Here is a 24,794-nt window from a genome sequence, read left to right as displayed (position 1 = left end):
TAAAATGAATTACGGATTAACCTCTAAACCCTCTTTATCTGCGAATGAATGCCTTGTGCTTGGGGTCTTTTCTGATATAGAGCTTGCTGATTTTGCTCTAAATATAGATAAAGAACATCATGGTTTGCTGAGCAAACTGATTCACAAAGCAACGGAACCAGGTGACCTACTTTGGCATCATAATTCCCAGGGAAGTGTATTAATAATACAATGTGGCGAAAAAGCAAAATTTAATGCGAACCAGTTACAAAAACGCTTAACAGAGGTAATGGGTGCCTTAATCAAGCATCGTATCAACTCTGCAACTTTATGCATACCACAAGTGACTGAATATTCTTCAGATCAGCAGCTGGAGCAGATGGTTGTCCTAATAGATAATCAACGTTATCAATTATTAGACTTCAAAAAGAAAAAAGTAAAACCACATCAACTAGAAACAATTACTTTTTATTTACCTAATGCCAGTGAGCACGGTATAAAACTAGGTAAAGCCATTGCAACTGGGATTGAGCTAACTCGTCACTTGGCGAATATGCCCGCTAATATTTGCACACCGACTTACCTTGGTGAGCAAGCTCTTCAGTTAGCAAAAGAATTTCCTCAAGAAATAAGCTGTAGAGTAATGGGTCCAGAAGAGATGCGTGAAATGGGTATGGAAACATTATTAGCAGTCGCCCAAGGTTCAGCCCAACCGCCAAAACTTATAGACATCCACTATCAGGGAGCAGGAAATAATCCACCGATTATTCTTGTGGGAAAAGGCATCACTTTTGATTCGGGCGGTTTATCCATCAAACCTGCTAATGCTATGGATGAAATGAAATATGATATGTGTGGCGCGGCCAGTGTCCTAGGGGTAATCAAAGCCTGTGCTCTACTAAAACTTCCAATCAATGTCATTGGTTTAATTGCCAGTGCTGAAAATATGGTAAGCGGTACGTCAGTAAAATCAGGAGACATTGTTACAAGCATGTCAGGACAAACTGTTGAAATTATCAATACTGATGCGGAGGGCCGTCTTGTATTGGCCGATGCGCTCACTTATGCAGAACGTTATACACCTGAATTTGTCATTGATGTTGCTACTCTGACTGGCGGAATTATTGTCGCTCTAGGAACTGTTGCATCAGGGTTTATGACTCAAGATGAGGAGTTAGCACAGCTCATAGAAAAAGCCGCGAAAGAAAGTAATGACCGAGTATGGCGTATGCCTTTAGATGACGCGTACCAGGATGCACTTGAAAGCCCTTTAGCAGATATGATCAATGCCGGTTTTGATAGAACAGCCAGTAGTATTACTGCTGCATGTTTCCTATCTCGTTTTACCGAAAAATATCGTTGGGCACATATAGATATTGCAGGCACTGCTTGGATTTTTGGTAAAAATCGTAATGCTACTGGCAGACCCGTTCCTTTATTAATTCAAATATTACGCCATGCCGCCAATTCGCGTTGATTTTTACTTGTTAGCCAATGAGCAGAAGAATGCTCGTTGGTTACTCGCATGCCGCCTCTTAGAAAAAGCCTATGCTAAAGGACATAAGGTTTATGTCTTGTGCGCGAACAAACAAGATGCTGAATTTCTTGATGAACTTTTATGGACTTTCAAAGAAGACAGCTTTATTCCTCATCACCTGCAAGGCGAGGGGCCCGAGCCTCCACCCCCAATACAAATTGGATATGAGCGGGAGCCAAGAGGATTTAATGATATTTTGTTGAATCTTTCAAATAGTATTCCTCCTTTTTATACTAAGTTCAGGCGTATCATAGAAATAGTTCTCAATATTGAGGCTGACAAAGAACAAAGCCGTGCTCATTATAGAGATTATCGGGCCAAAGGATGCGAGTTACATACACATCAACTGCAATAGATTTATAAATCCGCGCAAAAAGTGAGTCTTGTTTAACCTAATAAAAAAATTACACAGACCATCGCTTTTTGCGACAAAATCAAACTTATCCTATAATTTACATATAGCATTTTTAGTGACCAGGATAGTAATGCCTTCTGATGTAAAAGAATTATTAGAACAAATCAATTCCGCTAGAAACAGTTTGAGAACCCAAGCAGATGATGTCAGTTCTCCTTTACCAATTCAATTGAAAACAGATATTGATAGCTTATGTGAAGAGACAGAAAAAGAAACTTCCCGTTTAATGAAATTAAATGAAACAAATCCGAAAGAGGCTTTAAAAGCGCTCCAAACTATAAAAGAAAACTTAGATAAAACGAATTTTCTTGTAGATAGTGTTAAGCTGACACTCCTGGCAAAAGAGAGTAATCCTTCATTCTTAACTAAACTATCAAATGAAACGAGGCGTATTGGCGATACTTTTAACGAAATGACCTTCGATACGTCTAGGTCTGCAGGCAATAAATTGCTTACTTGCATGAAATCAGTTGTAACTACTTGTTTAGATACAGCGACTGGAGCAGCTAAAGGAGTAAGGCAAGGTTTCGTTGAAAATGAAGGGTTTTCTAAAACTCTGGGAGGTGTTCTCCAAGGTGCTACTATGGGTGCAGCATTAGGAGGCTCAAGAGGATTTGCAGATTCATTTCTGGATGATAAGAAAAAAGCGAAAAAAATGATTGACAATCTTAGACAAGAGCATGGTAATGAACTCCTAGAACTTTATAAAAAAATTGCAAACAAATCAGACCCTGCACTTGAAGCCAATAAAGCCCGAATTGAAATTTTAAAGGAAGAAGGAAAATATTTATCTGAATTAGAAAGCCGATTAAATAGTAAGCCAGAAAAAGGTTCTGAAATTGTAGGCTCATTACGGGTTTTATCTTTAACGAGCGCAGGTTCAGCATTAATGCATACAGCATTAGAAGTTATCCATGATTTTAACTCTCCTCAAAAATTTGGTGGTTTAGAGGGAGCCAAAGCTCTAGAGAAATTAGGGAGCGATGTGGTTAGTGCAACAAAAAATTTTAATGCTGTTTTGGATGATTCTCAGACTTATTTACCCTCTAAACTATTTAGTCTATCTAAAGCCTTTGTGAACGCTACCTGCGAAGGTGTAAAAGGTTCTATAAAGGGCATGGCAGAAGGATTTCAGGAAGGAAAAGGACTCTCAACCATAGGAAGTACAATTAAAGGAGCATTATTTGGGGGGTTCTCTGGCCTTGCTAATGGATTTAACCAGTCCCTTGAAAAAGACCTAACAGCGAAACAAGAAAAAAGCTGTATTTCATTAACAGCGCCATCAGACAGTCACAAGAAACTTGATCTCGGCACCACTCAGGTACAGAACAGTGGTAGCCCAAAAGATGATAATTTGGATAAAAACGAGTCTGGTCAAAGTCTTCAATACACTTAAAGATATAACCAATTAAAAACCCGAATAATGCTCTTTTTTCTAATTTGAGCAATCGTAATAGGTCACGTGGGGTTAGCAAAAACCAGAGATTTTTGTCCCGAGAAGTAGTCAGTCAAAATCTGGTAGCAGACATCAAAAGCACTTTTCGCTTGTAATCTGCAGGAAGTAATAAGAGACATGGTTCTGGCTACGAAGTCAGAACCATAATCCGATCGTGTACCAAAATAATTTTTCCGCCAAATCACCGCAGGCCTTAAGCATTGCTCGGCATGATTATTTGTTGGCGCTACATTTTCATTAAAAATAAAAGTCCATAAGGCATCAAAATGCGTCAATAGGTTTGAGCAAAACCGCACGATTCTTAATTTGGGGTCTGTATAAGTCCCTTGCTCCAGAAGTTCCCCTACCTTATGCCGGATGAACTTAGTTTTTCGTATGAGCTCCCAACGAGAGAAACCTCCTTGTTTGTATTGGTGCCACAGTTCAAATAAATCAGCTTGGCAACTTAATAACTCACTTCCTATACGAGCAATTGGTTTATCTTGTTTCTCAGAAAGTTTCGTGAAGTCGCGTTTTAAATGAGCCCAACAGATTTGACGCTTATCACTGGGAAAATAGTTATATCCGGCATAGCGATCGGAAACAAGAATGCCATCAAACGCCCCCATTAAGGAATCAATCACTTTCTTCCCTCGAGAAGGCTCAACAGAGAAAAAAGCAGCTGATTCGGACATCATTCCCCAAAGCCATTGATTGAGCCCGTCCCGGCGATGCCCTGTTTCATCCATATGCGCACAGGGGCTTTCTTTCACTTGATTGAATAAATCGGCTACAGGTTCTTTTAGCGCATCGCTAACGAGGCGTTGTTTTTTATAAATACACCCCATGCTTAGAGTAAATGAGAACTGCTCGCTTAAAAAAGATTGAAGTCCTCGACGAGACAACTTGTATTTTGAGAGCATGTGGGACATCAAGCTCGTTAATCGGGGACCTGTTATACCCCTCGTAATGCCGTTAGGTAAAGTGGCCAGTCGCTTCTTGCCGCAACAAACACACGTTCCTTTTTCTAACTGATATTCAGTGATGTTGAGCTTTATTAGGGGTAGTTCATAGACTTGGTGTCTTAACACCTCTTGGTTTTTTATGTTCTTTTCACCGCAAATACAGCGCTTTGGCAATTTACAGGATACAACCTCATCCACTTCTTCTACTGACAACAACTCTCGAAAATGCCCTTGATGTCCTTTAACTCCTCCACCCTTATTCGGGTTGGGCTTCTTTTTAGTCTTTTTCTTTTTAAAGTCCTGTGAGGGCGGTTTCGATGAGTTCGATGAATTATTATCCAAGCGCTCTTTAAGTGCTTTATTTTCTTGTTCTAACTGTTCAACCCGTAAAACTAATGCATCAGTGATCTCAACAAGTCGTTTTATCAACTCATGACAGTCCGCTATTGTCTCAGGTAAGTGTACGTTCATTAAAAAATATTTAAGTGCATGAATGATCGGTTATTTTATTTGTTTTAACACAAAAATCCATAAGATATTTCTCTATCTTGGGGGATCTTTTGACCCTCTGCGCTTTGAAATATATTGAAGATGAGCTCCCCTAATAAACTTCTTTGAAGTTTATTAGGGGTGACCTATTACGAGCAATCCATTAAAAACTTTTTTATCTCAAAATGAGGAGCTCTTTGAGAGTGTACCGTAACGGCATCCTTAATGGATTAATCCCAAAGCACATCTTTATCCTTTTTAATGGCTGCTTGTAATAAACTAATCAAAGGAACGGCACGTTTTTTCAAACTGATTGGAGCATCGTTTTCCTCATCATCCTCTACTACTTTTTCTTCTTTGCCAAGACCAGACTGTAATCTTTTCAAAGCTTCAGGAAGATCTTCAGATTTGATTGCTCCCGGAATAGCGCCGCTATGGCCCATTAAAGAAAGTAAACGCTTGGCTACATCCGCAAAATAGGTAATGTCTTCATAAGCATCAGTATGAAACGTAACGAGCATCAAAATCTCCTTTTAATTTTTTTCATCCTGTAATTATCCGTAAGTTTGCAACAAATATGCTGCAATTGTACGAAATCCCATCGCTTCACCACCTTCTGGCTTCCCTGGTTTACTACTTAAATTCCATGCCATAATATCAAGATGTATCCAAGGGGTGGTTTTTGACACAAATCGCTGCAAAAATAAACCTGCAACAATTGCTCCTGCATATGGATGATCACTTGCGTTGCTTAAATCAGCCACATTGGAGCGAAGGATCTCTTCATAAGCCTCAAATAACGGCAAACGCCAAACAGGATCAACTGCTTTCACAGAAACATCACTTACTTCTTTAGCAAGCTGATCGCTATTCGTAAAAAATGCAGCGATTTCACTTCCCACGGAAACTCGGGCAGCACCGGTTAACGTAGCAAAGTCGATTAATAATTCCGGTTGTTCTTCACAGGCTTTTACTAAAGCATCAGCCAAAATCAAACGACCCTCCGCATCAGTATTGTGTATTTCTACAGTTAAACCGTTACGCATGGTTAAAACATCCCCTGGTCTAAATGCATCAGGTCCTATAGAGTTTTCCACTGCAGGAATCAGCATATGTAATCGAACAGGTAAATGACGCGTCATAATCCACTGTGCAAGTCCAATCACATGGGCGGCCCCCCCCATGTCTTTCTTCATAAGACGCATTCCGTAGGCTGATTTAATGTCCAAACCACCGCTATCAAAACATACTCCTTTTCCTACTAGAGTAACACGAGGATGATTCTCATCGCCCCAAGTTAACGACAACAAACGCGGTGCAGATTTGGAAGCACGTCCTACGGCATGGATAGCTGGAAAATTATCCTTGATTAATTCATCTCCAACCCATTGTTTAAATTGTGCCTTATGGGTTTTAGCTAATTGCTCAACTACTTCAGCCATTTCTTTTGGCCCTAAATCACTTGTTGGCTTATTAATTAAATCTCGAACTAAAAATTGAGCTTGTACTAAATTTAAGAGATCGTTTAAATCATCTGCATTGACCACCAAAATACGTGGTTTGGTTTCGCTTTTTTTATAGGCTTCAAAACCATATTGTGCTAATGCCCAATTCATTGATGCCTCTTGAGAACAGAAGCCTTGTACTTTATAAGTATTAGGAGGAAGTAATAAAGCCGCATTTGCCATAGCCTGAGCTTGGTTTCCATCTCCGCAGCCTATATAGGCTTTATCAATTAGGCCATCTGCATTAAAAATGAAACAAGAGTCACCTATGTTTCCCTTAAATTGATGTAAAGCGAAACAATTTCGTTCTGCAGCCGTTAATATATTGATTTGTTCTTCCCACTGCTCCTGTGACATCAAATAAAGAGGAATTGCCCTATCGCTCTGAGTTTCATAAAATAATTTTGCTTGCATATTTCTTATTCCTTCACTTGGCCACGAAAATGGGAAGCTCTTAACCCTGTTAATCCTAGAACCAATAAATAAATGACTACTACCACCAATATATGGAGTGATAATACGCTTAAACGCTTTATCGGAGAAAAGCTAAGCCAGTAACTTACTGATTCAGTCGTGAAAATTAAATAAATACTAATTGCAATATTAGCACAAATTAATTGGATGCTGTATTTTAACCATCCTGGAGAGGGTTTGAATACTCCACGTTTAATCAGTAAAAACAAGAGACTGCCACAGTTTATATAACCTGCTAATGCAGAAGCCAAAGTCAGGCCAGCATGAGCAAAATGTCGAATAAACAAAAAGCATAATAGAGTATTCACTATCATACAAATAGCGCCTACTTTAACCGGAGTACTGATATCTTGTTGTGCATAAAAACCTGAAGCCAAAACTTTAACCATCATAAAAGCAGGAACACCTGCTCCAAGAGTAATTAAACTCTTCTGGGTCTGCAGCACATCATAAGCGGTAAATTTGCCATAGGCAAAACAACTGGCAATTAAAGGCATTGCAAATAAACATAACCCCAAACCGGCAGGAATTCCAATCAGCAAAATTAATCGTAATCCCCAATCTAATGCACTCGAATATTGGTTTATACTTTGTTCAGAATATCTTCTAGACAAGTGGGGTAAAATTACTGTAGCAACAGCCACTCCAAAAACACCTAACGGAAAATCAGTGAGACGATCGGTGTAATATAACCATGAGACACTGCCCACTTTTAAAAAAGATGCAAAAATACTATCAACCATTAAATTAAGCTGGGCGATAGAAACACCAAACAAGGCAGGGATCATTAATTTTAATACTTTATTAACCCCTGCATCATCTCTCACTACACGTGGTCTTACCAGTAAATTACGTTGATGTAAAAAAGGAATTTGAAAGATTAATTGTATAATTCCTGCAACCAGTACTCCCCACGCTAAACCTACTACAGGAGTTGGCAAATGAGGGCATAAATAAATTGCTGCAAGAATCATGCAGATATTAAGCAAGACTGGAGTAAATGCAGGGATTGCAAAATAACCATAGGTATTTAACACTGCACCAGCCATAGCTGTTAAAGAAACTAACATCAAAAACGGAAAAGTAATACGCAGCATTTCTGTAGCCAATACGGCACGACTGCTATCGTGGCTAAATCCCGGAGCAAACAAAAAAATAATTACAGGCGCTGCAAATATACCAATTAAAGTAACAACACTGAGAATAGATCCTAAATACCCAGCAATACGAGCAATAAAAACACGAACGTCCTCTGGAGTACGTGTTTTTTGATATTCTGCCAGTACCGGAACAAAGGCCTGTGCAAAAGCCCCTTCCGCAAATAAGCGACGCATAAAATTAGGAATACGAAATGCCACAAAAAAAGCATCCATACCGGCTTGAGCACCAAAAAAATTGGCAAGAACCATATCACGCGCAAAACCCACAACACGTGAAATAAACGTCATCACTGATACTAACGTAGTTGAGCGCAATAAGCTTTGTCGTTTAGGTACCATAATTTCTGCATCTGTTGCTGACATAATTTTAAAAATAAAACGAAAGATATCTTATGATATACCTAAATCCTTTCTCTTACATAATCTTAATAATGCATGAGAGATGAAACCATCATTCATCACTGAGAAACAAATAACGCAAAATCATCCTGTACTCAACGAATTCAATGTTACTCTCTTTTTGTAGTGCTATTTAACGACAGAAACAGCATAAAAATGCCTTTTATACCGAACATAGATAAACCCAACTCTGTTTAGACAGTATTCATTAATATCCTGTAAATTACGGATGAAATTTGCAACGCAATTATAGATGTCTCAATAACGAAACACAATAAAGAGCTTTGGACAAATAAATTATATTGACAATTTATATCTTGTTGTGCATGATCAACATCTTTTGTACCTACTGAATGAGTGGAGATTTTTAAGTGGCAAATATTAAATCAGCAATCAAACGCGCTCGCCAAAACGTTAAACTGCGTCAACATAATGCCAGTGCACGTTCTATGTTCCGCACTTACATCAAAAATGTGCTTAAAGCTGTTGAATCAGGTGATAAAGAAGCTGCTCATGCTGCCTATACCAAAGCCCAACCTATTATTGACAAAGCTGCAGGAAAAGGTTTGATTCATAAAAATAAAGCTGCACGAATTAAAAGCCGTTTAGTAGCACGTGTAAAGGCAATGGCTGCGTAATTATCTGAATTTATAAACTTCGAACTGGTAATATACCAGTTCGTTTGTTCGCTATAACAAACGACCTAAGCAACATCTGCTTTCCAATGCAAATATTTGCTCGAAAAGATGTGTTTTCTGGTAAACAATTGAAACATCATCTCGTTTACGTCGGACTAAAAAAGTATTTACGCTGTTTCAGAGCTTAGTACAATATTCTCATTAAATAACATTTGAATGATTCGTTAATTTCCATTTTCTAGCTAACTCATAAGCATTTTGCGCCGCCTCATACTGCCCATTTTTTCCGGCTATATCAATGAAACTAGTAAACGTAACTGCATTAGCCAATCTCATTTTTTTGGCTAATTCGAAAGCCCTTTGGGCTGCCTCAAACTGTCTATTTTTTCCTGCGATGTTAATGAAACAATTAAATGTAAATTCATTGACTAGTTTATATTCTTTAGCTAACTCAAAGGCATTTTGAGCTGCTTCAAATTTTCCATTCTTCCCTGCTAAATTAATAAAACTTGCGAACGTGACCTGATCAAGCAAACTTTTTTCTTTAGCTTGTGCAAACGCATTTTGTGCTGCCGTAAACTGCCCATTCTTGCCTGCTGCATTAATGAAGCTATTAAAAGTAATCTGATTTGCTAAGTTGCTGCTTTTAGCCAATGCAAAAGTATTTTGGGCTATTTCGAATTGCCCATTTTTACCCGCCGCATCAATGAAACTTGCAAAAGTGACTTCATTAACCAATTTACAGTTTTTAGCTAACTCAAAAGCCTTCTGCGCCAATTCAAATCGTCCATTTTTACCCGCTGCATCAATAAAACTAGAAAAGGCAGCTTCATTGAGCAATCCACATTTTTTTGCTAATTCAAAGGTATTTTGCGCCAATTCAAATTGCCCATGCTTTCCAGCTACATCAATAAAAGTTGCGAAGGTAATCGCATTGGTCAATTTCCATTTTTTGGCCAATTCAAATGCATTTTGCGCTGCATGAAACTGCCTATTTTTCCCTGCAACCACAATGAAACTATTAAATGTAATCTCATTAACTAATTTCCTTGTTTTAGCAAATTCAAAAGCATTTTGTGCCGCTTCAAACTTTTTATTTTTCCCAGCCATTGTAATAAAACTATTAATGCTGGCTTCATTAGCTATTTCTTTAGCAATTAATAGATTGTAAACAGCACATATAAAATCCCAATCTCTATTAAACTTATTCATTAATTGATTGCAAACAACTACATCGATACTGTTTTCAGGTGCATTTTTTAAAAGAGATAAAATAGGTGATAAATGTTTTTGATAGGCAATATGTTTACTTAACGCTATTGCGCCTCTAATATCCTTTTTCATTGTGACCTTATCCCCTAAGATTTTTATTAATTCGTCAAACATAATAACCCTCACTATATAGTGTTTTTTTTGGTTTTTAGCCAAAAGAGCATTTAAAAATTAGTTAACTTTCCATCCTATATGTATTATTTTCACACATTAGTCTTAACCTTAAGTGATATCAAAATGAATAAAATGAATAGCCTATTACAAGAAGGAATATAAAGTGAATTTTGTTAAGGCTATATTAATCTTTTTTATAGAAATTAGGTGTGCTGTAGATGTCTATACAAAGAAAATTAAAATGAGTTGTAAAATATTTTGTAACTCCCCACGTTCTCCTGAACTCATCTGTCCCCCGAAATTTAAACTACAAGATGATTTGACTGGGCTCGTTCGGGCTGAGGAAGCGCAAAGCGCTGTCTCGAAGCTTGCAGCAGGCCTTCGAGACGGGGCATTTTGCCCCTCCTCAGGCTGAACGGTTCTAAAGAGTGACTGGACTTTTTTAAATTTCGTGGGTATAGCTCCGCTCAGGATGAGATGGGGAGTTACATGAGTCAAAAACTACCTCAATGAGGTTTGCTCTGTGAGCTATAATTCATAATAGCCTCTATGTTCTATATATTTTGTACAAAAACTCAATTGGCAACTCATCTAACTACGTAAAGATCTATTATTTACAGGGAGTGCTGCCCTCGCATTTGATAGATCATCCTCTAAGGACGCGTATATATCAAAAGATTGCATTATATTTAAAAGGCGTTCATTCCTCTGCAAAAAATTGACAAGGGCTCCAGCTACAGCCTCATCTTGAGGATAAGAGATGAGTCGATTCAAAGAGCCTTCAATAATATTATTCTTCGCCAAAATTTCAGCCTCAATCATATCAACAACATCAGATGAATCTGCCTGACTAAGGCGTTCTTTAAATTTTTCTTCTTGACTCATAAGGGTTTCTGAAACTGGCTGGAGTTCTTTTAGGCTTTTAATAAAATTACGAACTTCATTCTTTTGGGTATCAGCTAAATTCTTCAATATTTCTTCAAGAGCGACTGACTCGTTTTTTTCTGAAACGCTTTCGGTTACAACATCTATATATTTTGAGAGCTTTCCTACATATTTAGAACCGTATGTTAAAGCTAGTTTCGTTTCTTGTTCCTTCCCTGCTGCCAGTGTTGATAAAAACTGATGCACCTCTTTTCCCTGAGTAATTAACTTTTTAGCGACACTATCAAATTCTGTTTGTGTTTTTGCCGAGCAAAGATCTTTTTGCAACACATCCAGCTTCTTACAAAAAGATTTTGCTTCTTCTTCAGCTGTAATGAAATTTAGAGCGATACTATTAGCCCTAATTTTCTTGTCTTCGAACGATCTAATACTCATCTTTATTTCCTCAGTAAATTGGCACTTATTAATTGAATCAGTTGATAAACGTTCATGATTTTTTTCAGGATACTAAGATAAAGTACCTTTATGCTGATCTAGTGAAATAGTAAAGAAAATCGCTTACAAAAGCTCATTCTTACTCTTCAGATTAATTTGGTCTAAAAAAACACATTATTGTTTTTCATTATGATACCAAATGAATTGAGAAACAAGAAATTTTATAGAAGATAAAAATGAAGCAAAAAGAGCAACTCCCCTGCAAAGAGTTGCTCTTTAAAACTACATTTGTGCTGCAAATGAAAGTGATTCTTCACTCATTTCTTCGTCTTCTTCGCGCTCGACATAAGTGCGTCCTAATATCTGGCAAAGTTCTTTCTTATCATCAATCGATAAATAAGAAACAACTGCCTCAAGTGGATTATAATCTTCATCATGTTCAGTAGCAGATACTTCGGAAGGATACCTCTCGTCAATTACCCATCCATCAGCAATTGCCATGTAAATAGAATTTAAAAGCATTTTGGCCTGATGAATTTTGTCTTGTAATTTTTTCTCCTCTCTACTTCTTGGTAATGAGAATAGAGAAAGAGCAAATCCTTGCCATCCTGATATTTTTGTATCTTTTTTAGGCTCCACAATAGCAAATGCTTTGTAACACGTAATGACTTTATCAATTAAATTATCTTTATATTCTTGATATTGAGTAGGCAAAGAAGCATTTCTTAATGACCACTCCAAACGCTGCAACTTACTCACAGTGCTCTTAACTTCTGCAATATATTCTTTGTCTATAGATAATAAATCTATTGTATCTGTTGACAAAGCTTCAACATGTTGAGGAGGAACACTCCAATACAATTTAACATCTTCATCGCGTCTATCACGATAGAAAACCTCTTTGCCAGAACTTCGAGTATGAGTGCGCAATTTACCAGTACTATGTAACAGAATAGGCTCTAAACCACGTATAAATCGCGGCAAGGAAGTAGCTTTAAAAGGTGCAAGTTGTTCTTCTGTTAATATCCCTTCTAATAGATTAAGGGCTTCACTTTTACAAGTATGAGATTTTTCAAGACTTGGTCCCCAAAAACCAAAGGACACTTGTAAATCAAATGGCTTTAAGCGAGAAGGACGCCCCTCCATTTTTGCTTTGTATTTCTCTATCTCAAAAATATGCTTGGATACTGGTTCTTCTTTATAAAATCTCACTTTTCGCGATGGATCCGATGGGATTTCAGAACCTACAATTTCTTTAATGGCAGCCTCTTGATCTGCTACTGCTTTAGTGCATCTTTTTTGTATCTCATTAAATTGCTCCTCAGTAAGTTCAAAAGTATATCCATGCAACCCATGACCAAGATCCATAAATCGAACTTCTTCGTGAGTGAGTATTCCATGATTACCTTGAAAATCAACATCCAAAGCAAATTTAGTTTTTAATTTACCCCACCAACTCTTTCTATCAGTTGTACTTGTTACACCATAAAATCCCCAGGTCTCCGCGACCTCAAGCAACTGTTTGCTTTCATTCAATTTAGATAGAAAAAAAGAACCATGCCAAAAAGGATTACCTTCTACAGTATGATCAAATACGCAAATAGTTAACGTATGTTTCATCTCAACACCCCTGTTATATGAATTTAGATACCTGATTTTAAATCAGATAAAGCACAAGCTATTTTGAGTAAATATTATCAAAGATGCAAGAATTTATTTCATAGAAAAATAGAGAGATGTGCTACGCTGTCACCACTAGAGATTTAATAAAAATCAAAATAATAACAGTCAATTTCTATAGTGTCATACGCTCAGTTCTAGACAAGGCAAGTAAAGTGAGGTGAAAGAGGATCCATCAAAGCAGAACGAGCTTGCAACGATATACAGAACTTAGTGGATAGCACTATATAATAAACCAATAAAGTTTTCGGCTTCTTACCAAAAAGGGATGTTTCTACAACACTTGGAATGTGATTATAATATATTATTACCTAAACATATGAGGGCAACAATAAGTGGAAAGTAAGACAGCGCGTTTTACCGTACTAATGGATCCGCGAAAAAAACAGGCGTTTGAAAAGCTCTGCGCTTCCCAAGATTTGACTCCCTCTCAAGTTGTCAGGCAATTAATTCGAGAGTACCTTGAGAAACACGAGATCCGTTATCTTGAAGAGAATACAGACTCAGCCGATAATCCATAAGAAAAAAATGAGTAGTTTATCTCCTTTCCATACTCTGCTGATGATCAAAAATTTTCTTAATCTGGATTCCGCACATTTTGAGCAAAGTCGCTTACAACAATTTGCTGGGAAGACGAAGCATCACTTAATTCAGGCATACTTTCTTTTAGAAAAACTAAGGCTTCATCAAAAGTATGAAAATTATTTTTTTCTCCAATCAAATCGATAATCCCAGATTTTTGCAATTTTCCCCTAACCCGGTCATTAGCGCCAGACAACATGACGTTGACACCACGCTTTTGTAAATCGTTAATAACCTCTTCTAAAGTTTGCAGGCCGGTTATATCGATAAAAGGAACCCATTTAAGTCGAATAATAAGATATTTGGGATCGGTATGTGTTCCAGCTAAAGCACGTTCAAAATTTTCGACAGCTCCAAAAAAGAAAGGACCTTCGACAGTAAAAACTAACACTCCAGGTGGTAAAGTGATAAACCCTCTGTGTGCAAATTCCTGTACCAATTCCTGCTCTGTCGCCTGACGAACTTCGACACTGGTGGCCATTCTGCGCAGAAACTGGAGTGTTGCTAGAATGACACCAATATTAACTGCGACTACCAGATCGGCAAAAACAGTCAGTACAAAGGTAATCAACAAAATCACAGCATCGGCCAAAGGAGCTCGATGCAGCATTTTAATAAAATGCTTCGCTTCACTCATATTCCAAGCGACCACAAAAAGTATGGCAGCCAATGTAGCCAATGGAATATGGACCGCTAAAGGAGCCAATATCAATAAAATAATGATTAAAGTAATTGAATGAACAATTCCCGCAATTGGGGCTGTACCCCCATTACGGATATTAGTTGCTGTTCGTGCAATTGCCCCCGTTGCAGCAAATCCTCCAAACAAAGGAGCTACAATGTTAGCCAATCCTTGACCCACTAGTTCCTGATTGGAGTCATGTCTAGTGCCAGCCATACCATCAGCAACCACAGCAGATAAGAGCGACTCGATGGCTCCAAGCATCGCAATTGTAAATGCAGGGCCAATCAATTCAATGATTTTGTCCCAGGTGACGGAAGGGAGAGCAAATGCAGGCATCCCCTGAGGAATCCCGCCAAAAGCGGAACCAATTGTTTTGATTCCTTTGAATTGAAATATTACTTGAATTAAAGTCGTAACGATCAGTGCTACCAAAGGTCCAGGAACACGCTTTAGTAATGGTACTTTGGGACTATAAATAACTAATAGGAGTGCAAGAATGGCCAACAAAGTAGTTGCTAAGTGGAATTGAGGAAGCACTTGAATTAAATGAATCAATTTAGTATGAAAATGCTCCCCCGTAACAGCAGGGAGTCCAAAAAAATCTTGCCATTGTCCCACCCAGATAATAATGCCAATCCCTGCAGTAAAGCCGACGATTACTGGGTCGGGTATAAATTTAATAATGGCACCCATTTTCGCCAAACCAAGTAATAGCAACATTCCCCCTGCCATTATACTTGCGATTTGTAAGCCTTCAATGCCGTATTTTGCTGTAATACCCGATAAAATAACGATAAATGCACCCGTTGGGCCTGCAATTTGCAGTCGACTCCCTCCAAATATCGAAACAAACAATCCAGCCACAATAGCGGTGTAGAGCCCTTGTTCTGGTTTAGCTCCCGATGCAATTGCGAATGCCATAGCAAGCGGTAAGGCAACAACACCTACAATAACTCCAGCAATAATATTATTGAGCCAATGTTTTGGCTGGAGAAGGCCCGCTTTATTTGCTTCTAGAATCGCTAACATAGTTATGCCCCCACTGATACACATGATAACGGCATTATAATGCTATTATCATATATCAACAACAAGCACGCTTGGTAACCTGACTATTATAGATAGTGGAATTTGAGTCCTTGTTATGAGGTTGCAAAAAGTCAACTTGTTGTCGCAATTTTTAATCTTAGTGCAAGTAAGTGGAACTCAAATTATTTAATTAATTCCTCGAGTCCCACTATACCCCATTCAGGCTACATGATACTGCAAAATAGAAGGTTAACTATAAATACTCACTAATCGTGCCTGGTTCAATTGATCAAAAGCACGTTTTGCGGGGGTAAAGTTAGGATATTGGGTCACTAAACGTTGTAAAATCATTCGTGATAAAACTTCATCACCTTGATTCCACTCATTAAGCGCTTCTAGGTACATTAAATCAGCTGTTTGTCCTGCAGCAGCTACCGGCGCATTATTCATCAACACAGGCTCAATAAAACTAACTCGTGCTTGAGTTTGTGCTTCTAATCGCTGTAACACTTGGCGTGCTTGCAAATTACCATTATCACTTGCTTGCTGCAATAATTCTTTGCCTTTAGCAACTGAACGCTCGCCTGCAGTACCTTCCAAATAATAAGTGCCTAATTGGTATTGAGCATAAGCATTTTGACGTATGGCTAATTTTTGATAAAAACTTGCTGCCATTTCAGGATTTTTTTCAACACCCAGGCCATAGTGATACATTCTAGCTAAAGCCAACATTGCCTTTTCATTACCTTTATCTGCTGATTGCTGGTAATATTTGAGTGCGTCATTAAAATCAAGCTTGGTAATGACCCCTGTCTCAGATAATAACCCCAATTGATAAAGTGCATTAGCATTTCCTAGTTCTGCTGCTTTTTTATACCATGCTAAAGCTTGTTGTGTATCTCGAGCCTGCCCTAATCCATAAAAATAAATGGTCCCCAATTGATTCATTGCTTCATGAACTCCTTGATTTGCTGCTTCAGCAAAGAAGTCCCTAGCCTTTTGGTAATCCACAGGGATACCTTTTCCATATAAATACATTAAGCCTAAATCATATGTTCCTAAAGCATCGCCTTTGGCAGCTGCTTCTTCATATTCTTTCAATGCCTTAGGATAATTATCATCAACAGTTTCATGTATAAAGCCTAATGCAACTAAAGCCTCAGGCAATGCCGTAGCTGCCTTTTGGTACCACTCTCGTGCCAAATTATAATCGGGATCACTATTAATACCCAGTTGATATAATTGAGCTAATAGGTATTGAGCTAGAGGATTTCCTTGTTCTGCTGAAGCAGTATACCAGCGTTGTGCTTCAGTCAAATCCGGTTCAGAGCCTAAACCCTTCTGCAGCATGTATGCTAATTTTAATTGAGCGTACTGATCTCCTTTTTCAGCAAGACCGGCGTAAATTTGTTTCGCCTCCTGCATTTTTTGGGGATCAGAATTGTCTATTAAATAATAATCAGCTAAAACAATCCCAGCATGGCTATTTCCTAGCTGATAAGCTTGGATCAAATTAGGTAAAAACTCCACGCCCATCTGTTTTTGTAACACAGCCATATTGAAATCAGCGTAAGAAAATTTATCATTAACAGATTGTTGTAACTGTTCCATTCCTCTTGCCGTATCCTGAGCAATGCCTTTTCCTTCTGCTACATAAGTACCCAAAATAAAATCGCTTACAGCATTTTTTCCTGATTGTTGATACCAAGTGATTGCTTGTCCAGGATCAGCTGTTACCCCAATGCCTCGATCATAAAGTAAACCTAACAAGAGCGCGGCGTCATCATTACCCACCAAGGCTTGCTCCTTAGCAATCTGGAACGCTTGATCTTGTCTTTGCTTGTCCTCATCCATTGCATTATAAAAAGCAAGTGGTAATAAAGCTTGAGATACTCCGCGATCTGCGGCTCCTTGATAAAGCTGACGTATCATTGCTATTTTATGCTTTCTGACATTGACGCTTAATGCACTATCATTTTGTCGTGCCAAATTATCTGCTAATTCATATTCCGCAGGACCATAATTATTAGCAGCAGCCAGATACAACATAGACGTTGCCTGTTCTTGGTTAGGCTGAATATATACTGTTCCATCTTGACCCGTTACTCCTTGGGTCAAAATTCTAGCAAGCACATATTGAGACTTTTTATTTCCCTTAAATGCAGCATCCGTTAAATCATTTAAAGCAAGCTGATAATCATTTTTATCTTTAGCATGTTGCAAATACAACATGCCTAGATTGTACTCGGCGCCTAAATGTTGTTGTTGTGCCGCATTTTGATAAAAAATAATTGCAGAAGCATCACTTTGAGCAACACCAATACCGTATTGAAACATTTGCCCTATTTCAAACTGTGATTGAGCATCACCTAATATTGCTCTGGAATATAAATTGTTAAAAATAGACATATAATTCAGTTGTGCTTGCCAACCATCTGTCCATAAATCCAGGATGCTCGCTTGTGAGTTATCGTCATAATCGTAATAATTTGCATCAACATAAGGAACAGGTAAATTCGTTTGGTTAAAAATAGGACTATGCTCCCTTAATGCAGCAGCTAACTGTTTGTTTAAAGGATAAAAAGGATAAGTCCATTGATTGGCTTGGAAATCAGGATTTTTACGAAGTAGTACATCATAAAAACTGGTTATAGGTACATCATTAGGCTGAATCAATTCAAATTGAGGTTTAAATACAGATTGACGCACCACATTCTTCAATTTGGGTGCTTGATTATAAGCAAAATCACCTAATACAGATGGATTTTGCCAGGCACTTAATATCCCTTGCATTTGGAAATCAGTCTGCTCCAATTTATCCGTTACACCATTACTCAACCACAATGCGGCTTGTGCCAAAGCAGCCTCTTGATTTTTTGAGCTTTCATCTTGATTGGCTTGGTTCAACCATTGCTTTGCTATATTAGAATCCGCTTCAACTCCTATTCCTTTTTGGTACATTTCGGCCAACTCACGTTTACCTTGGGGTAGTCCATCTTGCGCCGCTTTTAAAGTCCACATAAAAGCAGTTTTAGGATCATAAAGTGGACCTTTGGATTGTAAATAAATATGAGCCAAATCCAAGTATGCCTGATCATTCTGCTGATTACTTGCTTTATTAAACCACTCCAGAGCTTGCTCTTTTTGATTATGCTCTAAAGCCAATTCGCCCAAAGCAACCATTGCCGGTGCAAAACCTTGAGATACTGCCCGATTTAATAATTCGATTCCTTTATCTTCATCTTTATCAACCAATTTTCCTTCAATATAAAGATGAGCTAATTTAGTAAGAGCCTGAGGATTATTATTGGCAACTGATTTATTCAACCAAATAAGACCTAATTTACGATTTGATGCATTTCGGCTGTCTATAAAATTCGTTGCTAAAGTAAATTGGGCAATTGAATTACCATTTTTTGCTGCATTAATATAATAACGAGTTGCTATATCACTATTTTTTTTGACGCCAACGCCATACATATAAGCCGCTGCAGTAAACATTTGGGCATCTACATCACCAGCATCTGCCGCTTTTTTAAACCACTCTAAAGCTTGCTCTGAATTTTTTTCATGTAATAAAGAGTATTTGGCCATGAGTAAAATGGCAGGCAGATATCCTTTTTGCGCCGATTGGGTAAAATAACGTATAGCAAGCTGATTGTTTTTTAGTTGGCCATACCCGTACAGGTAAATTCGACCTAAGTAATAATCAGCAACAGCATTTTTTCCTGATTGACTCATCAAAGGTTCAATCGCTTTATTATAGTTGCCTAATCGATAAGCACTGAAATCATCAGCAAAAGCTTGTTGGCCGGCTGATGCAACAAACAAACATACCCAAGGTACTAGCGATTTCATGAAAATTCTCCCTCTTAACACGGCAATTTAACCCGAATTTTTTTATAATTCAGATTTATACCCCAGGTATTATGCCATAATGCACTACCCCATTAACTGCCTCATTTCTAGTAGCACCATCTACGATCCAATAATTACCTTTATTATTTAAACCAAATTTAACATGAACGTACTCACACACTTTAATCGTATCAGCACAATCTACAATTTTTCCATAGGAAGTTTTACCATCCCCTAAAGTACAAATAAATTTGACTAAGGGCTCCCCGGTTGCTAAAACTGCCCATTGGTTACCGCCAATAGTATGATTCACACGAGTTGTATATTCGCTATCCTCATCACGCATTTGGTATAAACTTACGGTTTGTGGCAATTTATTGAAAAAGAAATATAAAGATTGTAAGGCGCCCTCTTTTCCTGGATAAAGGCTCAATATTTTTAAACTTTCCTTATACCCAACCGGTCTGCAGCCTATGGGAAATCGAGTTTCCTCTTTTGCGGATTTTGCTTGTCCATCCTCATTTTTGTTTTTTTTGGATTTAGTAGCCGCGTCAAGGTGAGTAGATAACAGCCCTAAGAAAAGAATCAATGAAATCGAAGTGAATTTTTTTATTGTATTCATCATTTTTCTCACTCACTGTCATTTATTGGACGAACGATTATTGTTGTACCCATGAAATTATTACGTTCACTGGATAATTCAACAAAATTTTGATTTAACCATTTAGCATCAGCAGTAAACATCCTTACACAACCGTGGCTTGCTCTAACTCCTGGTATATCTTCGGAACCATGTAATGCAAAGCCTTTATGAAAGAACATGCAAAAAGGCATCTTGGCTCCACCTTTACCGATTGGGAACACATCCGAGGTACATTTCTCATTTTCTTTACTAAAGACGCGATAAATACCTGTTAAAGTTCGACAAGAACGATTCGCATCAGGACATCTATCTCTTCCAGATGAAATAGGCCCCCATTTTACCAAGTTACCGTCAACATCATAGGCGGCATAAGCTAATTTATCTTGATCGACAATAATTAGCTTTTGATGCTCTTCAGGTATCTTGAGTGGGAAAGGAGAAACATCAAAAACAGTGAGATACGCTAAATTTTTTGGTACTGCAATAACCTTACCAGCCCATAGAGGGTTATAAGTACGATTAACCCTTTGGACAATATCACGTTGGGTAGGATCAGGAAATAAAGTTTCCCAGCTTTGTCCTGACTCTACTTTAATACAGTCATATTGAGGATAACTACATAATCCTGTGCCATAAAAATTAGCGGCATTTACTACAGCACCCATGAGCATCATTAATGCAATGGAAAGTATTTTATACATATGCCCCCCTCACCTTACTTTTTATTTTTTTACCTGCAAGATCTGTGCTTAAATACAATTTGTTCTAATTATTATTCGAGCATATCTACCCTAAGTGTAGTACGAATATTAGAAATTTTGCTAGGGTTATAAATAATATTCTCATTCTCTATTCGTTAAGACTGACATTAATAATCATAAATAAATCTTTATGATAAAATAAAAACCATATTAGACTGTTACTTACCTAGATTATTTCATAGCAATGTATTTTCGCCATGAAAAAATTGAAAAATGCGCCTTGCCAAATGCTCATTAATCCCCTGCACCTTAGCTATTTCTTCTAACGGGGCTTTTGCAAGTTCACGCAGCCCTCCAAAACGATGCAATAATGCTTGTCTGCGTTTCCTGCCTACTCCTTCTATGTCTTCAAGAACAGAATCCAACTGCTTTTTTTGTCTTTTCTTGCGATGAGCAGTAATCGCAAAGCGATGCGCTTCATCACGAATATGTTGTAACAAATGCAATGCCTTAGAATCATCAGGTAAGCTCAACTCTCGTGCGTCATGCACTAAAATTAACTTTTCCCATCCCGCTTTTCGTGCCGGTCCTTTTGCGATGCCCAATAAAATCACAGAGGATATGTTTAAAGATGAAAGGGCTTTTTGAGCAACAGCAACCTGCCCCTTACCTCCATCAATAATGAGTACATCAGGTAAAGATTGAGTTTCTACTAAACGTTTAAAACGACGAGTAATTGCCTGCTCCATAGCAGCATAATCATCACCTGGCGTGATGCCTTCAATATTAAAACGCCTATATTGATTAGGAGAAGGTCCTTCTTGTTCAAATACAACACAAGATGCCACCGTCGCCTCTCCAAGCGTATGACTTATATCAAAGCACTCCATTCGTTCAATTGGCCTTTTCAGTCCTAAAAACTGCTCTAACTCTTGAAAACGAGATCTCATGGTAGAATGTTTCGTGACATATTCAGCAACAGAAACACGTAAATTATTCAATGCAAAATCCATCCAACGTAATTTAACCCCACGAGGGTTGGCCTGAAGCTTACATGATTTACCACGTTGCTGTGATAATGCCTCTTGAAGTGCTTTTTGATCCTCTACAGGATGATTCGTAATAATTAGTGCTGGAATTTTTTCCGGAGCATCTAAATAATAAAAGCCAATAAATGCACTAAAAATTTGTTGCCATAGAGTATCCACCCCGAACTCCTCATCCAATCCGTTTTGCGGCAAAGATGGGAAATAACTATGGCTTGTCAATATTTGCCCCTCACGAATGGTTACACACTGCACACAAGCAAAACCTGGATTTACTTCAATAGCAATGGCGTCCGCATCTCCTTGTAATTGTAAAATTCCTTGTTGCTCTTGGACTAATCGTAAGCTTTTAATCTGATCTCGAAAAAGAGCCGCTTCTTCAAAATTCAACTCGCTCACTGCTTTATCTATTCGCTTTGCTAATTCATCGAGAATTAATTGGCACTTGCCTTGTAAAAAACGCATGGCATCGTGTACTGAACGTTTATAGTCCTCTGGAGTAATGTAATTCACACAGGGTGCGGTACAGCGCTTAATTTGATACTGTAAACAAGGCCGTGAACGTGCATTAAAATAGCTGTCACGGCAATTACGAATTTTAAATACTTTTTGAATGGTTACTATAGTTTCTTTCACTGCTCCACTACTAGGATAAGGACCAAAGAAATCCCCAGAAAGTGGCTTTTTTTTCGAGCGATAGCTTTCTATTCGTGGGAATTGAGGATGATTAGAAAGATGGATATAAGGATAAGATTTATCATCACGCAATAAAACATTGTATTTGGGTTTTAACGTTTTAATAAGATTGCTTTCTAAAAGTAATGCCTCCGTTTCACTCCGAGTCACTGAAATTTCAATAGAAACAATTTGAGTGACTAAAGAACGGGTTTTAATCCCTGTTTTCTGCTTATTAAAATAGCTCGTAACTCGTTTTTTCAAATTGGCCGCTTTGCCCACATAAAGCACAGTACCCTCTTCATCCAGCATGCGATAGATACCCGGTTCATTAGGAAGCTTGGCGAGGAATAATGCCAACTCTTTAGAAATATTCATATTCATAATAATAGCAGTATTTTTATGGAGCAGAGGATTATCACTTGACGTTTTTGACATTAAAAATTAGAGAATTACAGCAGTAAACTCTTAGCGTAGCAATTTCTATTCTTCTGAAGTCAAACCAGTAGGATTTTCTATGATTCCATGTTTCAAAGCTAAGTAAGTCAGCTCCACATCATTTTTTATACCTAATTTCTCAAACGTACGATAACGATAGCCATTGATCGTTTTAGTACTCAAGAAAAGTCTATCGCTGATTTCCTGAACATTCATGCCACTTGTAATCATCAACATCACTTGCATTTCTCGTTCGGATAATACATTAAAAGGAGATCCTTGTGCTTCTTCCAAACTGTTGATTGCCATTTTTTGAGCAATTTCGGCACTAAGGTATTTTTCCCCTTTAGCTACCTTCCGTATTGCCGCAGCCATTTCTTCAGCACCTGATTCTTTAGTGAGATACCCCATGGCTCCTAATTGCAAAACACGGGTGGGCAATACATCAGAACACATTGCAGTTACTGCTATAACTTTGACATGCGGATTTGATTTTTTCAGACGACGCGTTACTTCCCAGCCATCAATTCCAGGCATTTTCATATCTAAAAGAACTACGTCAGGAGAATACTGCTTTACTAATACTAAAGCTTGTTCACCGCTTTCTGCATCAGCAACAACTTCTACATCTGACATATCTTCGAGTAATCGTCGAATACCCATTCGAACCAATGCATGGTCATCAACAATTAGTACTTTAATCAAATAATGCTCCTTGACTTGAAACAGCCAATGAACAAACAGTTGCTCGATGTTAACAAGACTGGCTGTGCATTACAATACATACTTCGCACGATTGCACTATGGTACATTAACACGCTCTAATATGAATATTAGGGTTATCCGGATCTACTGTAAACAAGGGTGGAAACTCACCTAACTCTCGAGTTCGTGCTAAAAGTTCACTTATATTAGACAAAACAAAATCGTACAAAGTTTGATAATCGTTAATCACAAAATAAATCGGTTGCAGCATATCAATACGGTAAGGCATACGAAATGCTGGTATTGGTTCAAAAATCACTCTAAGCGGAATATCACTTTCTACACTGTAAATAATTTCACTAATTGATGAAAGTATTCCCCCGCCATAAGCCCTTAATCCTTTTTGGGTTTTAATTAAACCAAATTCAACTGTAAACCAAAACATACGTTGTAATAAGGCCCAATCAGACTCAGGGAACGTTAAAACTTTACGAGCATAATCATAAACAAACTCAGCATAAACTTTATCAGTCAACATAGGGCAATGGCCAAAAACCTCATGAAAAATATCAGGCTCTTTTACATAATCCAATTCTTCTTCAGTACGTATAAAAGTAGCTACTGGAAAATGTTTTGTGGCTAATAATTCAAAAAATTCGCGAGCGGAAATTAAGGCAGCAACAGCAGAGACTTGCCAACCCGTCTCGGCTTTAAGGCATCGACTTAAATCTGGGATCTGTGGTATAACATCAGAAGTAATCCCTAAAGTTTTTAATCCGCTTATAAACTCATCACAGGCTCTTCCAGGTAATAACTTCACTTGCCGTTCAAATAAAGTTTTCCAAATCCTGCGTTCTTCCGCAGAATAATTGACTAACCCTTGAGCGTTGGGAATATGCGCTATATAACGGCTTGAAAACTCCATAATTTCTCCTTCACGTACACAATAAATCTTAAAAAAACTGTTCAATAAGAGTAGTGCTTATTATAAAAAAAATCATCTTTTTTTGTTATTAGGTAATATACGGATAAATGTCAATAGATATTAAT

At 37.9% G+C, this 24,794-nt stretch carries 19 protein-coding genes; 5 read left to right on the top strand and 14 right to left on the bottom strand.

Translation table 11 applies throughout. The features are described from left to right. Positions 1 to 4 precede the first annotated feature (4 nt). The 3 genes from DYH34_RS04450 to DYH34_RS04440 all read left to right on the top strand — a co-directional run bounded on the left by DYH34_RS04450 (position 5) and on the right by DYH34_RS04440 (position 3,327). Positions 5 to 1,456 (top strand): leucyl aminopeptidase, encoded by a 1,452-nt coding sequence (locus DYH34_RS04450; RefSeq protein ID WP_058464453.1) that lies wholly within the window; start codon positions 5 to 7, stop codon positions 1,454 to 1,456. Beyond that, positions 1,437 to 1,871 carry a DNA polymerase III subunit chi gene (locus DYH34_RS04445; RefSeq protein ID WP_058464452.1) on the top strand — a complete coding sequence of 145 codons (435 nt, stop codon included), beginning with the start codon at positions 1,437 to 1,439 and terminating at the stop codon, positions 1,869 to 1,871. Before DYH34_RS04450 ends, DYH34_RS04445 begins: the two co-directional genes overlap by 20 nt. Positions 1,872 to 2,100: 229 nt before the next feature. Next, the gene (locus DYH34_RS04440) at positions 2,101 to 3,327 is read left to right on the top strand and encodes a hypothetical protein (protein ID WP_238589470.1); all 1,227 of its coding nucleotides are present in this window, start codon (positions 2,101 to 2,103) and stop codon (positions 3,325 to 3,327) included. A gap of 62 nt (positions 3,328 to 3,389) precedes the next feature. Here the strand turns inward: DYH34_RS04440 and tnpC are convergent, their stop codons facing one another. From tnpC to murJ, 4 genes are all read right to left on the bottom strand, one after another. After that, entirely contained in the window at positions 3,390 to 4,802 is a 1,413-nt protein-coding gene (gene tnpC / locus DYH34_RS04435) for an IS66 family transposase (protein ID WP_058463826.1), read from the bottom strand. Between the two features lie 248 nt (positions 4,803 to 5,050). Further along, positions 5,051 to 5,341, bottom strand: coding sequence for a DUF1840 domain-containing protein (locus DYH34_RS04430; protein WP_058463823.1), 291 nt, complete (start codon positions 5,339 to 5,341; stop codon positions 5,051 to 5,053). 33 nt (positions 5,342 to 5,374) lie between these two features. After that, the gene (locus DYH34_RS04425) at positions 5,375 to 6,739 is read right to left on the bottom strand and encodes a leucyl aminopeptidase family protein (protein ID WP_058463822.1); all 1,365 of its coding nucleotides are present in this window, start codon (positions 6,737 to 6,739) and stop codon (positions 5,375 to 5,377) included. 5 nt (positions 6,740 to 6,744) lie between these two features. Continuing rightward, positions 6,745 to 8,322 carry a murein biosynthesis integral membrane protein MurJ gene (murJ, locus tag DYH34_RS04420; RefSeq protein WP_058463821.1) on the bottom strand — a complete coding sequence of 526 codons (1,578 nt, stop codon included), beginning with the start codon at positions 8,320 to 8,322 and terminating at the stop codon, positions 6,745 to 6,747. 407 nt (positions 8,323 to 8,729) lie between these two features. On the opposite strand from murJ, the gene rpsT reads away from it, so the two are divergent. Further along, a complete protein-coding gene (rpsT, locus tag DYH34_RS04415; RefSeq protein WP_058463820.1) occupies positions 8,730 to 8,996 on the top strand; it encodes a 30S ribosomal protein S20 in 267 nt (88 codons plus the stop codon). Between the two features lie 201 nt (positions 8,997 to 9,197). Here rpsT and DYH34_RS04410 read toward each other — a convergent pair whose 3' ends face one another. The 3 genes from DYH34_RS04410 to DYH34_RS04395 form a co-directional block, all read right to left on the bottom strand. Continuing rightward, positions 9,198 to 10,382, bottom strand: coding sequence for a pentatricopeptide repeat-containing protein (locus DYH34_RS04410; RefSeq protein WP_058463819.1), 1,185 nt, complete (start codon positions 10,380 to 10,382; stop codon positions 9,198 to 9,200). A 591-nt stretch (positions 10,383 to 10,973) separates the two neighbouring features. Continuing rightward, positions 10,974 to 11,702, bottom strand: coding sequence for a hypothetical protein (locus DYH34_RS04400; RefSeq protein WP_058463817.1), 729 nt, complete (start codon positions 11,700 to 11,702; stop codon positions 10,974 to 10,976). A gap of 282 nt (positions 11,703 to 11,984) precedes the next feature. Next, the gene (locus DYH34_RS04395; protein ID WP_058463816.1) at positions 11,985 to 13,322 is read right to left on the bottom strand and encodes a hypothetical protein; all 1,338 of its coding nucleotides are present in this window, start codon (positions 13,320 to 13,322) and stop codon (positions 11,985 to 11,987) included. 395 nt (positions 13,323 to 13,717) lie between these two features. Between DYH34_RS04395 and DYH34_RS04390 the strand changes: the two genes are divergently transcribed. After that, on the top strand, positions 13,718 to 13,903 hold the full coding sequence (locus tag DYH34_RS04390) for a CopG family transcriptional regulator (protein WP_058463815.1): 186 nt from the start codon (positions 13,718 to 13,720) through the stop codon (positions 13,901 to 13,903). Between the two features lie 56 nt (positions 13,904 to 13,959). Here DYH34_RS04390 and DYH34_RS04385 read toward each other — a convergent pair whose 3' ends face one another. The 7 genes from DYH34_RS04385 to phhA form a co-directional block, all read right to left on the bottom strand. Further along, complete coding sequence (locus tag DYH34_RS04385; protein ID WP_058463814.1) at positions 13,960 to 15,678, bottom strand: SulP family inorganic anion transporter; 1,719 nt, start codon at positions 15,676 to 15,678, stop codon at positions 13,960 to 13,962. 249 nt (positions 15,679 to 15,927) lie between these two features. Further along, positions 15,928 to 19,536, bottom strand: coding sequence for a tetratricopeptide repeat protein (locus DYH34_RS04380; protein WP_058463813.1), 3,609 nt, complete (start codon positions 19,534 to 19,536; stop codon positions 15,928 to 15,930). A gap of 55 nt (positions 19,537 to 19,591) precedes the next feature. After that, on the bottom strand, positions 19,592 to 20,158 hold the full coding sequence (locus DYH34_RS04375) for a hypothetical protein (protein ID WP_058463812.1): 567 nt from the start codon (positions 20,156 to 20,158) through the stop codon (positions 19,592 to 19,594). 8 nt (positions 20,159 to 20,166) lie between these two features. Next, positions 20,167 to 20,880, bottom strand: coding sequence for a L,D-transpeptidase (locus DYH34_RS04370; protein ID WP_058463811.1), 714 nt, complete (start codon positions 20,878 to 20,880; stop codon positions 20,167 to 20,169). A gap of 236 nt (positions 20,881 to 21,116) precedes the next feature. Further along, entirely contained in the window at positions 21,117 to 22,979 is a 1,863-nt protein-coding gene (gene uvrC, locus DYH34_RS04365) for an excinuclease ABC subunit UvrC (RefSeq protein WP_058463872.1), read from the bottom strand. A 105-nt stretch (positions 22,980 to 23,084) separates the two neighbouring features. Further along, positions 23,085 to 23,744, bottom strand: a complete 660-nt coding sequence (letA, locus tag DYH34_RS04360) for a two-component system response regulator LetA (RefSeq protein ID WP_058463810.1) — start codon at positions 23,742 to 23,744, stop codon at positions 23,085 to 23,087. Positions 23,745 to 23,850: 106 nt separating this feature from the next. Next, positions 23,851 to 24,672, bottom strand: a complete 822-nt coding sequence (gene phhA, locus DYH34_RS04355; RefSeq protein WP_420795573.1) for a phenylalanine 4-monooxygenase — start codon at positions 24,670 to 24,672, stop codon at positions 23,851 to 23,853. Positions 24,673 to 24,794: the final 122 nt, after the last annotated feature.

Origin of the sequence: Legionella cincinnatiensis, assembly GCF_900452415.1 — a bacterium.
GTDB classification, from domain to species: Bacteria; Pseudomonadota; Gammaproteobacteria; order Legionellales; family Legionellaceae; genus Legionella; species Legionella cincinnatiensis.
Note: the sequence above shows the minus strand (reverse complement) of the source record. Positions and strands in the feature narration are given on the sequence as shown.

Coding starts and splice junctions, on each gene's coding strand:
- DYH34_RS04450 (WP_058464453.1), top strand. CDS start 5: ATGAATTACGGATTAACCTCTAAACCCTCTTTATCTGCGAATGAATGC.
- DYH34_RS04445 (WP_058464452.1), top strand. CDS start 1,437: ATGCCGCCAATTCGCGTTGATTTTTACTTGTTAGCCAATGAGCAGAAG.
- tnpC (WP_058463826.1), bottom strand. CDS start 4,802: ATGAACGTACACTTACCTGAGACAATAGCGGACTGTCATGAGTTGATA.
- DYH34_RS04430 (WP_058463823.1), bottom strand. CDS start 5,341: ATGCTCGTTACGTTTCATACTGATGCTTATGAAGACATTACCTATTTT.
- DYH34_RS04425 (WP_058463822.1), bottom strand. CDS start 6,739: ATGCAAGCAAAATTATTTTATGAAACTCAGAGCGATAGGGCAATTCCT.
- murJ (WP_058463821.1), bottom strand. CDS start 8,322: ATGTCAGCAACAGATGCAGAAATTATGGTACCTAAACGACAAAGCTTA.
- DYH34_RS04410 (WP_058463819.1), bottom strand. CDS start 10,382: ATGTTTGACGAATTAATAAAAATCTTAGGGGATAAGGTCACAATGAAA.
- DYH34_RS04400 (WP_058463817.1), bottom strand. CDS start 11,702: ATGAGTATTAGATCGTTCGAAGACAAGAAAATTAGGGCTAATAGTATC.
- DYH34_RS04395 (WP_058463816.1), bottom strand. CDS start 13,322: ATGAAACATACGTTAACTATTTGCGTATTTGATCATACTGTAGAAGGT.
- DYH34_RS04385 (WP_058463814.1), bottom strand. CDS start 15,678: ATGTTAGCGATTCTAGAAGCAAATAAAGCGGGCCTTCTCCAGCCAAAA.
- DYH34_RS04380 (WP_058463813.1), bottom strand. CDS start 19,536: ATGAAATCGCTAGTACCTTGGGTATGTTTGTTTGTTGCATCAGCCGGC.
- DYH34_RS04375 (WP_058463812.1), bottom strand. CDS start 20,158: ATGAATACAATAAAAAAATTCACTTCGATTTCATTGATTCTTTTCTTA.
- DYH34_RS04370 (WP_058463811.1), bottom strand. CDS start 20,880: ATGTATAAAATACTTTCCATTGCATTAATGATGCTCATGGGTGCTGTA.
- uvrC (WP_058463872.1), bottom strand. CDS start 22,979: ATGAATATTTCTAAAGAGTTGGCATTATTCCTCGCCAAGCTTCCTAAT.